General features: G+C 48.2%; 3 protein-coding genes. 1 reads left to right on the top strand and 2 read right to left on the bottom strand.

What is annotated here, in order from left to right:
- Nucleotide 1 precedes the first annotated feature (1 nt).
- Together QUA01_RS19180 and QUA01_RS19175 are read right to left on the bottom strand one after the other, a co-directional pair.
- Complete coding sequence (locus QUA01_RS19180; RefSeq protein ID WP_333091924.1) at nucleotides 2-4,771, bottom strand: amino acid adenylation domain-containing protein; 4,770 nt, start codon at nucleotides 4,769-4,771, stop codon at nucleotides 2-4.
- 20 nt (nucleotides 4,772-4,791) lie between these two features.
- Entirely contained in the window at nucleotides 4,792-13,377 is an 8,586-nt protein-coding gene (locus QUA01_RS19175) for an amino acid adenylation domain-containing protein (protein ID WP_333091925.1), read from the bottom strand.
- Nucleotides 13,378-13,513: 136 nt separating this feature from the next.
- On the opposite strand from QUA01_RS19175, the gene QUA01_RS19170 reads away from it, so the two are divergent.
- A complete protein-coding gene (locus QUA01_RS19170) occupies nucleotides 13,514-13,639 on the top strand; it encodes a hypothetical protein (protein WP_333091927.1) in 126 nt (41 codons plus the stop codon).
- Nucleotides 13,640-13,844 lie beyond the last annotated feature (205 nt).

Genomic DNA, 13,844 nt, shown 5'->3' with positions numbered 1-13,844 from the left:
ATTAAAGCTCTCCCAAAATTGCGGTAATGTTGTCTAAATCGTCCTGGCCCCACTGGCTCCACTTAAACTCTGCAAAGTCAGAAGGAGTGCAGCCGCCTGCGTCGGGGGACTGACAGTATTTAATTAGCGATCGCAGCGATTCTATAAAGCCCGTTGCCAAATTTTCAATGCTTTCTCGTCGGTGAATATTTTCGCTGTACGTCCAATCTAATTGCAGCTTGCCACTGGCAATAAATCCGTTAATTTCCAGTAGGTAACGCCGATTTCCGCGCGGGCTGCGAAGGGGGCCACTAGGCTCGGAAGACAGCATTAATAAAGAAGCTTTTGGCAGCACTTGGTCAAACTGTCCGAGATAATTAAAGCTTACCTCAGTTAGCGGCAAATTAGAATTTTTTTTAGCCGTTTCTTCGTTTAAATATCGCAGGACACCAAAGCCGATGCCGCGATTTGGTACTGCACGTAACTGCTCTTTCACTAATTTGAGGGCAGAGCCTAGATCGGAATGTTTTTCTGAATTTAACAGAACAGGAAAAACTGCTGTAAACCAGCCGATTGTGCGCGACAAATCTACTCCCTCAAATATATCTTCGCGCCCGTGACCTTCTAAGTCAAGTAAAAGTGAGTTATTGCCAGTCCAGTGTGCAAATGCTTGACCTAAAGCAGTTAGCAATACATCGTTAATTTGAGTGCGGTAAGCGGCAGGTACTTCTTGCAGGAGCAGTTTTGTTTCTTCAACACTCAAAGCAACGGATACTGTCTTTTCAGATGCAACTAAATTGGCTGCTGTGGGGAAATCCACCGGCAAGCGAGAAGTTGGTTGGTGAGAAAGGGCGAACCAGTAATCGAACTCTCCCTGCAATTCTGGCGATCGCGCCCACTCATGCAAGCGTTCTGCCCACTGCTTAAATGAGGTTGTTTTGGGCGGCAGCGCGACTGTTTCACCCCGGCTAATCTGCCCATAAGCTGTCTGGAAATCCTCAATTAAAATTCGCCAAGAAACCCCATCAACCGCTAAGTGATGAATGGCTAATAACAAGCGATTTGGCTGATGTTTGCCCAAGTCAAATAAGGCAGCGCGAAGTAATGGCCCCTCTGACAAATTCAAACTGCCTTGCAATTGAGTGGCGGCGGTTTGGAAAGCGGCTTCTCGCTTTTCTGAAGGTAGCGACGACAAATCAATGCAGGTAAAGGTCGCAACCTCGTCGGGATTGGCGAGATCCTGCTGCCAGCCAGATTCTCCTCGCACAAAACGCAGGCGCAGCGCGTCGTGGTGCTTCAGCAATTCTTGCAAAACTGACTCAATTAATGCAGGTTCGAGAGGTTGCCGCAACTCTAAAAGCACCGCCTGATTCCAGTGATGCGGATCGGAGAGATTTTGCTCGAAAAACCAGTGCTGAATCGGTGTCAGCGGAACTTCGCCAATGATTAATCCTTGTTCGGATTGTTGGGTTCCTGCTGTATCGGCGATGGCTGCTAACTGTGCAATGGTTTGGTGTTGAAACAGTTGTTTAGGAGTGAGCCGCAACCCCGCTTGATTGGCTTTAGAAATGACTTGAATGCTGAGGATAGAATCGCCGCCCAATTCAAAGAAATTGTCGTCAATTCCCACTTGTTCTAACCCCAATACTTGCGCCCAAATTTCTGCCAAATTTTTCTCAATACCCGTGCTTGGGGCGGCGAATGCCTCTTCGAGTTCTGGCCGATCGCGATCCGGTGCGGGTAGTGCCTTGCGATCGACTTTACCGTTGTTTGTTAAAGGCAGCGCCTCCAGTGTCACAAAAGCAGCAGGTATCATGTATTCCGGCAATTTTCCTTTCAGAAAGCAGCGTAGTTCGTGAATCAGTATAGAATGCTTATTTTGTGCTGCTGAATTAGCAATTATATAAGCTATCAATCGCTTATCTCCTGATACATCTTCTCGCACTATAACTACAGCCTGCAACACATCGGAATGCTGTCCTAGTGCTGCTTCAATTTCTCCCAATTCGATGCGGAAACCGCGCACTTTTACTTGGTGGTCAATTCGTCCCAAGTATTCAATATCGCCATTTGGCAGATAGCGAGCTAAGTCTCCCGATTTGTACAACCGCCCTGTCAAACTGTCATTAAAGGGGTTTGGAATAAACCGATCGCCCGTTAATTCTGGCTGATTGAGATAGCCCCGCGCGACGCCAGCACCACCAACGTAAATTTCCCCAGGGATGCCGATCGGAACGGGTTGGCAGTTGCGATCGAGCAGGTAAACTTGCAAGTCAGGAATTGAACGGCCAATAAGGCTGGCATTTTTACTTAAATCAGCGGCAGTCAGCGGTCGATACGTGACGTGGACAGTTGTTTCTGTAATGCCATACATATTGACAAGTTGGGGATGCCGATCGCCGTGCCGGTCGAACCAAGGTTTTAAGCTTTGCAAGTCTAAAGCTTCCCCGCCAAAAATTACTAAGCGCAGGCTTAAATCTTCGCCAATTCCAACAGATTTATCTGTCTCGATCAACTGGTAAAATGCAGAAGGAGTTTGGTTGAGAACTGTTACCTTTTCTTTGCATAGCAAGTTGTAAAATTCTTGGGGCGATCGGCTGACTGAATAAGGCACGATCGCGAGTCGCCCGCCGTATAGCAAAGCGCCCCAAATTTCCCAGACTGAGAAATCAAAGGCATAAGAGTGAAACAGCGTCCACACATCTTGCTCGTTGAAGTTGTACCACGACTGGGTAGCAGCAAACAGGCGGAGGACGTTGGAGTGAGAAACTAAAACGCCTTTGGGGATGCCAGTTGAGCCAGAAGTGTAGATAATATAGGCGAGATTTTCGGCAGTGGTGGCGCTGGCGGGATTTTCTTTGCTGTGTTGGGAGAAAGCACTTTGATCGGCATCGAGACAAACGATTTTGGCGCTGGATTTAGGCAGATTTGGCAACAACTTTTTCTCACTCAGCAGCACATTTACCTGTGCGTCTTCGAGTATAAAAGCAAGGCGATCGCGCGGGTTGGCTGGATCGAGCGGGACGTAAGCGCCCCCGGCTTTGAGAATGCCGAGAATGCCGACAATTGTATCGCTCGCTCGCTCGACACAAATCCCTACCAAAACATCTGGTTTAACGCCGATTTGTTGCAGGTAATGTGCGACTTGGTTGGCTCGTTTATTCAGTTCGCGGTAGGTGAGTTTTTGGTCTTCAAATACGACTGCAATGGCATCGGGAGTTCGCTCGACCTGCGCTTCAAATAATTGATGAATGCAGCGATCGCTCGAATAATCGACGCGGGTGTCATTCCACTCTACCAACAACTGATGCCGCTCTTTTTCCCCCAGCAACGGCAACTCTTCAATCCGCCGCTCTGGGTTGGCAGCTATACCCTCCAGCAACGTGAGAAAATGCCCCGCCATCCGCCTAATAGTGACCGCATCAAATAAATCTGTACTGTATTCAAACTGACCGCTAATTTCTTCCTGCTTTTCTTCTAAATACAGCGTTAAGTCAACTTTTGCTGTCTGATTCTCAACATTTAAAAGAGTGAGATTGAGTCCGGCTATTGATTCCGCAGCAACAGGTGGAGTTTGCAAAACAAAAGCAACTTGGAACAGTGGATTGTAGCTCAAATTTCGCTCTGGTTGCAACTCTTCAACCAGTTTCTCAAACGGCAAATCCTGGTAAGCGTAAGCTTCTAAACTCACCTCCCGAATGCGAGCGAGCAACTGCCGAAAAGTTGGTTCACCTGACAAATCAGTTCGCAATACCAAAGTATTGACAAAAAACCCGATTAGCCCTTGAATTTCCGCTCGGTTGCGGTTGGCGATGGGAGAGCCAACGGGGATATCTGCCTGTCCTGTATAGCGATAGAGCAACGTTTTAAAGGCTGCTAGCAGCGTCATAAACAGGGTGGCATTTTCCTGGCGGCTGAGCTTTTTGAGGGCTGACCTTAGCGTTCTGGGGATGAGGAATGATTCTTTCGCGCCCCGATAGGTTTGCGCCGGGGGACGGGGGCGATCGGCTGGCAATTCCAGCAAGGGGGGAGCGCCACTGAGCTGCTTTTTCCAGTAGTTAAGTTGAGTTTGCAAGCGATCGCCCGCCAGCCATTCCCGCTGCCAAATAGCAAAATCGGCGTACTGGATGGAAAGTTGGGGAAGTGGGGATGGTTTGCCAATCAAAAACGCTTCGTAAAGTGCTGCTAATTCTTGCAGAAAGACTCCGATCGACCAGCCATCAAAAATAATGTGGTGTAGCGTCAGCAGCAAGACACATTCCTCAGCATTTAACTGTAGCAAACTAGCTCGCAACAGCGGCCATTTGGTTAAATCAAAAGGTTTGCTAGCTTCTTCTGCAGCCAGTTGTTTTACTTTTTCTTCTCGCTCAGTTTCCTCCAATTGTTGCAGGTCTAAAACTTGCAGCCCGAAATTAAAATTCTCACCAACCACCTGCACGGGTTGACCGTCTACAGTGGCAAATGTCGTCCGCAAAGCTTCGTGACGGCGCACAATTTCCTTGAAACTTAGCTCTAGCACTACTACATTTAGCCTGCCTTTTAGTAACACAGCCGCCGGAAGGTTGTAAAAAGGGTTTCCCGGTTCAAATTGGTCGATAAACCACAGTCTTTGCTGGGCAAAAGAGGTGGGAAATGCAAATACTTCTTCTTCGGAAGCATTCGCAGAGTCGCGAGTATCTGTTGGAGGTTTTTCGGAAAAATGCACCGTCATTGGATTAGTAACTGGTAATTGGTAATTGGGATTGCAGCCGATATTTAGGAAGTGATTATGAGTTATTGGCTGCTCACCCATGACTCATCACTGATTTGTGGTTAGCGCAAAGAGGACAGCGACCTGCGGTACGCCGATCGCGAAACAGGTGTGATCGCGGGTTCTACTACGGCCGCATTTTTGTTTTTGGCTTCAGAAATATTTTCTGCAAGTACGGCGAGCGATCGTCCTGCAAAAATATCGCACAAAGGCAATTCTAGGTGACAAGATTCTCGTACCTTTGCTGCTAATTGAATTGCCAGCAGCGAATTTCCTCCTAGTTCAAAAAAGTTATCGGTAATGCTTAACTGTTCAATGCCGAGAACCTCACAGCAAATTCTCGCTAACATTGCCTCAATAGGGGTGCGCGGTGCGACAAAAATCTTTGCTTCTGGAATTGCGGCATCCGGTTCAGGCAGTGCTTTGCGGTTAACTTTGCCGTTCGCCGAAAGCGGCAGCGCGTCCAGAATTATAAATGCAGAAGGCACCATATAATCGGGCAGCTTTTCTTTCAGGAATTGGCGCAATTCTTCAACCGCAGGGGCAGCGTTTTGTTGTGAAACGATATACCCTACTAAGCGCTTTTGACTGTGATTTTCTCCGAATGCGGTGACAATGGATGCTTTGACTGCTGGGTGCTCGTTCAAAGCAGCTTCAATTTCTCCGGCTTCGATGCGGAATCCTCGAATTTTAAGGCGGAAATCTTCTCGTCCTAAAAATTCGATATTGCCGTCAGGGAGGAAGCGCCCTAAATCTCCCGTTCGGTACAAGCGATCGCCCGTGACGGGGTGCGTCAGGAAGCTGGCGCGAGTTTTTTCTTCATTCCGCCAGTATCCTTTTGTCAGTCCAACTCCGGCACAGCACATCTCGCCGGCAACCCAGACGGGACAGTCTTCTAGCCTTTGATTCAAAATGTAATAGCGTGTATTGGCGATCGGCGATCCGTAGGGAATGCTCTTCCAAGAAGGGTCAACAGTTTCTACCGGATACCAGATGTTCCAAAGGGTAGTTTCGGTTGGCCCGCCGACACTGACAACGCGACATTCACGGGCGATCGCCCTTAACCTATCAGGCAGCGTTACTGGAATCCAGTCTCCGCCGAGAAACGCCCAGCGCAAGAACTCTGGCAACTCTTCAGAACGTCCGGCAGCATAATCGAGCAGCATTTCCATCATCGGGGGAACCGAGTTCCAAATGGTGACGCTCTCTTTTACCATCAATTGAGCCCAGTGAGCGGGGTCTAGCCGTTGTGCGGCATCGGGAATGACGATCGCTCCCCCGGCTGCTAGGATGCCGAAGATATCGTAAACCGACATATCGTGGTGCAGTGCGGTGACTGCGATCGCGCGATCGCACTCGACCACATTAAACACTTGGTTGGTCTGAGCGATCGCATTGACTGCACCTCGGTGCGCGATCGCCACGCCTTTCGGCAAGCCAGTTGAGCCGGAAGTATAAATCACATAAGCTAAATCTTCCGCCTCCTGCACTGATTCCAAAGCTTCGCCGCTTTCTGTTGCTAATTCCTCAGTATCAAGACAAATTCGCCGCACATTGTTCGGCCATTCCAAGCGTTGATTTAACTGAGATTGCGTCAAAACAATCTCAACTTCGCCATTTTCCAGCAAATACCACAGCCGCTCTTTTGGTAGCGCCGCATCTACGGGTAAATAAGCAGCTCCAGAGGCTAGAATTCCCAAGACAGCGACGACTTGCTCCCATCCTTTCTCCATGACGACGGCAACCAATTGATTAGGGCGAACTCCGAGATTTCGCAAGCAATGACCGACTTGATTCGATCGCAGATAGAGTTCCTCGTAGGTGAGGGTACGATCGCGCGTAATGACGGCTGGTTCGTGCGATCGCGACGCGACTTTCTCAGCAAACAATTCATGCAGCAATACATCGGGAATGGGTGCTTCAATGCTATTAGTAAAGGCTTGCTGAAACTGCACCGTTTTATGCCAAGTTTCCTCTTCATTGGCGAGGCTTTGCAATAGGCTGCAATAGGCGTCAAACATATCGTCAATCATCCCTGGCGGGAAAAGTTCTTCCACCGCATCCCAGCTAAAAGACATCCCCTCAGAGGTTTCGGTAAATTGCGCGTCGATCCAAACTTGCGGAGTTTGACCGATAATGTGCACCAATTCTCCCAATTCTTGAATGAGAGAGAAGATAGAAGTATCTTCCCCAGGCGCGTTTTGCGGATCGATCGTAAACACGACTGGCATCAGCGCTGCAGTTGTACCTTGCGCTTGGGCGAGTTCTCGTAAAACCCGCACGCCGCTGACATATTGGTGTTCTAAATCTTGCCAAAGTTGTTCTTGCAATCGCTTGGCTCGTACTTCAAAACTTTCTTGCTTTGAGTTATCTATTTCTAGCAGAGTAAATGACGCAAATTCTCCGATAATTTCCTCAACTTGAGAATGCAAAGGCAACCGATTAAAGCGCGGCACGTTGAGGGTAAACCGAGGCGTTTTGCTCCACAGAGACAGAACCTCCGCATAGGCGGCCAGCAATAAGCCCGTAGGAGTGAGGCTGGCGCGAGCTGTGCGCGTTTTGAGTCGCTGCCAAGTTGAGAAATCTAAGCGATCGCTCCAGCGTTTAAATCGCGGCTGTGTTAAGGAATTCGGGTGTTTGGCGAGGGGCAATTCCGGCGCTGCTGGCAGGGTTTTGAGGCGAGGGAGCCAGTAATCTAAGGATTGCTGGTAAAATGGGGATTTTTCTAAGGCGATCGCAGCTAACACGCAGTCGCGAAAAGACAGTTGCAAGGGCGCGATCGCAGTATGGGGATTTCGGTAAAACTTGACCAAATCACCAAACAAAATTTGAAAACTCCAGCCATCTATGCACAAAGCGTCAATGCTGAGATGCAAGCGAATGCGATCGTTCATTTGCGAAGCGCAAATTTCAAATAGCGGCCAACGATCGAGCGGCAGCACTTGGTGAGAAAGGCGATCGCGGATTGCTTCGAGTTGTTCGTCGGCAACTTTTGAATCGAGCGATCGCAAATCCACAACCTCAATTTTATAAGCGGGTACGTTTTCCAGAATTTGCTGCTGTCCGTTCGGAAGTACGATCGCCCGCAGCATATCGTGGCGCTCTACAACTCGCTGCCACGCGAGGCTAAACCGCTCTAAATCTAACTCGTCGCTCTCAATTTCTACATAGCCGTGAATGGCAACATTGCCCATTTCAAAGAAGCTATTTCTCCCGATCCAGTACGCCTGCTGCATTTCATTGAGCGGAAATGGTTGGTAGCGATTTTGAGGATCGGGGGCGATCGCGGGCAGTGAAATCAGGGGTTCGGGCGACTGCTGGCTCTTAGCTTGTGCGATCGCAACTGCCAGACTGGCGACAGTAGGGGATTGAAACAAGCAGCGCAACGATAGCTCAACTTGAAAGCGATCGCGCACCTTGGCAATCAGTTGAGTTGCCAGCAAAGAGTGACCTCCCAACTCGAAGAAATTGTCATTAATTCCCACTTGTTTTAAGCCGAGAACCTCCGCCCAAATATCAGCTAATACTTGTTCTTCTAAAGTCTCAGGAGCGATAAAATCGGCGTCTAAACTGTTGGTTTCCGGTGCGGGAAAAGCTTTAAAATCTACCTTACCGTTTGGCGTTAATGGCATGGCTTCTAAAAACATGAAACTGGCAGGCACCATATAATCTGGCAGTTGTTCCCGGAGAAAAGAACGCAGATTTTTAATCCGTGCAGAGTTGTCAATGCTGACTGCTGAGTTTAAAACTAGGTAGGCGATTAAGCGCTTTTGGCCTGAATCTTCCTCGCGCGCGAGAATTACTGCTTCTTGCACGTCTGGATGTTGGCTGAGTGTGGATTCGATTTCTCCCAACTCTATGCGAAAACCGCGAATTTTTACTTGGCGATCGGTGCGATCGAGAAATTCTAAATTGCCGTCGGGGAGATAGCGGACTAAATCGCCTGTTTTGTAAAGGCGAGAGTGCTTCGCACACGCTTCGCGATCGCCTTGCTTGCTGCTAAAAGGATCGGGAATAAATTTTTCTCGATTCAGATCCGAACGGTTGATATATCCTCTGGAAACGCCCGCACCTCCGATATAAAGTTCGCCGGGAACTCCGATCGGAACGGGTTGCAAATTAGCATCGAGTACATAGGTGCGGGCATTTGGAATTGGACGACCAATCGGCAAGGTTTTTGGGGAGTTTTTAACCGCAGAGGGCGCAGAGGGGAGAAAGTCGCACCACGTGGCGACAATTGTTGTTTCTGTGGGGCCGTAAGTATTGACAAGTCGTACTTTTTCTGAAACGCACTTTTGCCACTGATTCAGGGATGCTGAAAGTGCAGTTTCTCCGCCAATAATTGTCAAGCGCACTGATGGAGGAAATTCTGCTTTTTCGGTGCTGAGTCTGGCCGTTAATTCGCGCCAGTAAGCTGTCGGTAAATCTAAGACGGTGATTTGCCATTCCCGGCATTTTTGCAGGAAGGAAGAAATGCTGTCTAACATGGAATTTGGGCGCAGTACCAAGGTGGCACCTTGCGTTAAACAGGGATAGATTTCTTCGGCGCTGGCGTCGAAGCTGAGGGAAGCGAATTGGAGAATGCGATCGCCTGGTTCGATGCCATATTCGACACTTGCAGCCTGCGTATAATTCGCCAAAGATTGATGCTGCACCATCACTCCTTTTGGCTTGCCGGTAGACCCGGATGTATATATGATATAAGCGAGGTTTTCTGGCAAAACGGCGCTCTCAGGATTTGACTTGTTTTGTTGGGCGATCGTCTGCCATTCTGCATCCAAGCAAATCACAGAAATATTATTTTGGGCTGGCGTTTCTGTTTTTAATTCTGCTTGCGTCAGCAATACGCTAACTCCAGCGTCTTCTAACATGAAGGCGAGGCGTTCTTTAGCATAGATGGGGTCGAGGGGCAAATAAGCGCCGCCTGCTTTTAATACGCCTAAAATTCCGACGATCGCATCGAGCGATCGCGCCATATAAACGCCTACTATCCCATCTGGTTTTACGCCGAAGGAATGCAAATAATGGGCAAGTTGATTTGCGCGATCGTTCAGTTCTCGGTAGGTCAAACTTTGGCATTCAAATTGCACCGCAACAGCATCTGGTGTTTTCGCAACTTGCGCTTCAAATAAGCGATGAATACAGGCATTTTGAAAGTTATTTGTTTGAGTATTATTCCACTCAAATAGAAGTTGCTGGCGTTCGGCTTCTGCAAGCATCGGTAAATCTGATAAACGCGCGGAGGGATTCGCAACGATACCTTCTAATAAGTTCTGAAAATGCCTCGCCATTCGCGCGATTGTAGCAGCTTCAAATAAGTCTAAGCTGTATTCAAACCACCCTCTAATACCTGTTGCTGTGGCTTCTAATTCCAAGGTTAAATCGAAATTTGTTGTGCCGCTGTGAATCTGTTGGCAGTTCAGGCTTAAACCCGGTAATTCTAAGGCGAATTCAGAGGCATTTTGAAAGGCAAACATCACCTGAAATAGAGGCGAGTGACTTAAATCTCGATTCGGCTGCAATTCTTCTACGAGTTTTTCAAATGGCAATTGTTGGTGTGCATAAGCGCCTAAAGTTACCTCCCGAATGCGACCCAGGAACTCTCGAAAAGTGGGATTTCCAGTTAAGTCAGATCGCAGGACTAAAGTATTGACAAAAAATCCAATTAATAATTCGGTGTCGCTGCTGTTGCGGCTGGCAATTGGTGAACCGACGAGGATATCTTCTTGCCCCGTGTAGCGGTAAAGCAGTGTTTTGAATGCTGCCAGCAAAGTCATAAATGGAGTAGTTTTTTCGCGGCGACTCAATTGCCTAATTGCCTCGGTTAAGTGCTCTGGCAATTCAAATAATTGCCGACCTCCCTTGTAACTTTGAACAGCGGGACGAGAAAAGTCTGTTGGTAAATTTAGAACCGCTGCGCTACCACTTAACTGTTGCTTCCAGTAAGTAAGTTGAGCTTCTAATATTTCTCCCTGCATTTGTTGGCGCTGCCAAGTTGCAAAGTCTGCATACTGAATTGGCAGCGGTGGAATCGCAGCTATTTTTTTATTAGTAAACTCTTCATAAAATGCCGCTAATTCTCGTAAAAATACGCCCAAAGACCACCCATCGAAAATGATATGATGGGCGGATAAAAGCAGGGTATGTTCTGTTTCAGATAGGCGCAGAAGTTTGGCACGGAGCAGATTTGGTTGAGTTAAATCAAAGGGCAACTGTGCTTCTTCCGCAGACATTTTTTGCGCTGCTTTATCGCGTTCCTCCGGGGAGCGATCGCTCAAAGCTATCAGCGGTAATGGGAAACTTTTGGCATCAAAAATAACTTGTACTTGGGCTTTTTCTCCACCAGCAAACGCAGTTCTCAAAACCTCGTGCCGCTCGATAATTTTCTCAATACTTTGTCTGAGCGTTTCTGCATTGAGTTGTCCTGTAATCCGAACTGCACCGCAGAGGTTATAGAAGGGGTTTCCTGGTTCCAATTGGTCGAAGAACCACAAGCGCTCTTGGGCAAAAGACAGGGGAAGATGGCGCGATCGAGAAACTGGCTTAATGACGACTGCCTTGGTATTTCCTGTTAGCTGCTCTCGAATTTTCTCTGCTAGTTGAGCAATGCTCCTATCCTCAAACAAATCGGCAACCGATACAGTAACGCCCAAGTCACTCTCTATTTGATTTTTTAACTCAAAAATTCTTAAAGAATCTAGTCCAAAGCTACTGAGTGGTTGATCGATTTCAGTCGGCTTTAGCCGACTTTGGCTATTAGCTGGGTAATTCATTCCCCGGCGGTTTACCTGCTGCCAAAGGTAAGCCTCAAGAAGCAACTGCCGTTCTTGTAACTCTGCTGTCAGCAGAATTTCTCGCGTTAGTTGATTGTCTATTTCCACCGAATCAGCTAACTCTAAAACGCTACTGGCGACTACTTCCAAATTGTCAGCTAGAAAGTCAGCATAGGCGGCGCGACGTTGAATTTTACCGCTGGTCGTTTTCGGAATGCTTCCGGGCTTAATCAGCACTACTCCATAAACTTGCACTTCATATTCTTGAGCAATGCGGGATCGGATGGCGCTGATAATTTCCTCGGCATTATCCGGCGCTTTGCGAGATTGTAATTCTTGCACGATAACGAGCTGTTCTTCGCCTGCGACTTCCACCGAGAATGCCGCGATCGCCCCTGGCCACAAACTGGGATGGCTGCGCTCTGCCGTTCTTTCTATATCTTGTGGGTAAAGGTTGCGACCTCGGATGATAATCAAATCTTTGAGTCGCCCTGTAATAAACAGTTCTCGATCGCGTAAAAAGCCTAAATCTCCAGTTCGCAAAAATGGCCCTTCGCTGGTATCTGAAAGATATGCTTGAAAAGTTTTTTCTGTTTCTTCTGGGCGATTCCAATAGCCTCGCGCAACTGTTTCGCCAGCTACCCAAATTTCTCCGACTTCCTGCGGCTGGCATTGCGTCAGAGTTTCGGGATTGACGATCGCAACTTTAGTGCCAAATTCAGGGAAACCGCAGCCGACTAAAGTTCTCGCGCCCCCCTCGCCTTCGACAACTTCTACAATGTGATTATTTTCCAGCGCCCCAGCATCAACAGCTAAGAAAGTCGGTGTTGCGCCGCTGCGAACCGTGGCAATTTTTAGCGTGGTTTCTGCCATTCCGTAAGCAGGACAAAAGGCATCCGCCTGAAAACCCCAGGGCTCAAAAGCTTTGGTAAATCGTTCTAGGGTTTCTTTGTGGATGGGTTCTGCGCCGTTATAGGCCACGCGCCAACTACTCAAGTCGAGCATTTTTTGGCCATCGCCCAACATTTTGCTGATTTTGCTAGCACACAAGTCGTAAGCAAAATTTGGCCCGCCGCTGTGGGTAGCTTTGTAGCGCGAAATCGTTTCCAACCAGCACATCGGGTTCTGAATAAACGCGGCTGGTGGCATGAAGTAAGAGGGAATTCCCAGATACAAAGGTTTGAGCAATCCGTCAATTAACCCCATGTCGTGAAACGGGGGAAGCCACGTTACCGCAACGCTTTCGGCATCGTGATCAAAGCCTCGGTGAATGTATTCGATGTTGTACAAAACGTTGGCGTGGCTCACCATTACGCCTTTGGGGGTGGAGGTTGAGCCGGAAGTGTACTGAAGATAAGCCACGGAGTCGGGATCGATGGGTGGCTGCTGCCATTTTTCGCCGTCATCGCAAAGCACCTCTGCACTCAGCCAGTGTATCGCTTTAAGTTCCGGGGCTTGCTCGCACAGTTGCTCTAAATTTTCCAGGTGTCGTGTGGGAGCGATCGCAACTGTTGCTCCTGCGTCTTTGGCGATCGCACTAATTTTCCCTAAATTCCGCTTCAGCTTCGGCGGATAGAGGGGAACCGCGATCACTTTGGCGTACAAGCATCCAAAAAAGGCGGCGAGATAGTCCAATCCTGGCGGGAAAAGCAGTAAGGCTCGTTCGCCACTGAGCCCCAATGTCTGAAGTCGCACGGCCTGCGATCGGGCGATCGCATCTAACTCTCGATAAGTCAAACTGGCGGTTTCAGTTTTTCCGTCTAACAGAAACGTATATTTCTGCTCTGGTTGGTGTAACGCTCTGTTTTGTAGGAGTTCTACTAAATTTGTACAACTTTCGGTGAGTTGGTTTCCCTTAATGCTTGCGTCACTCATCGATTCTTTTTACCTAATAAATCTTGTTTGCAGTACGCCAACCAGTTCCGCCAAATTCTTTCCACATAGACTTTCTGTGAACAGTTGTCCGGCGTTACGAGTCTCTCATCAGCGCGTTTGAGTCTTCAATTCGGGTATGAGCGCTTCTTTTAACGTTTTGTGGTCGATCGCGCTGTTCGGCAATGGCTCCGGGGCGATTTTCAGTCCGAGCCAGCTTCGAGATCGGCTTCAGAGGCTTTACGGCTATCGACTTTTAGCATAGTAAGCTAGATGATATCTATTGTCAAGAGTAGTTGAGATATTTTCTTAACTCCTCTCATTTCCTATATGACAATTTTTCTAACTCTTGCCATAGCATTTTAGGCGGTCGTTTGTCTGGCCCTGACAAGCAACCATAATAGGCAAGTGGTGTCCAACTAGATAGAGGGGTGAGACCCCCTATCTTGAAATGCAATAAATTTTTATTA

Source organism: Microcoleus sp. S36a_B3, from assembly GCF_036700745.1.
Taxonomy (GTDB): Bacteria; Cyanobacteriota; Cyanobacteriia; order Cyanobacteriales; family Microcoleaceae; genus Microcoleus.
This window is presented reverse-complemented; position numbering and strand designations above follow the sequence as displayed.

Coding starts and splice junctions, on each gene's coding strand:
- QUA01_RS19180 (WP_333091924.1), bottom strand. CDS start 4,771: ATGGGTGAGCAGCCAATAACTCATAATCACTTCCTAAATATCGGCTGC.
- QUA01_RS19170 (WP_333091927.1), top strand. CDS start 13,514: ATGAGCGCTTCTTTTAACGTTTTGTGGTCGATCGCGCTGTTCGGCAAT.
- QUA01_RS19175 (WP_333091925.1), bottom strand. CDS start 13,377: ATGAGTGACGCAAGCATTAAGGGAAACCAACTCACCGAAAGTTGTACA.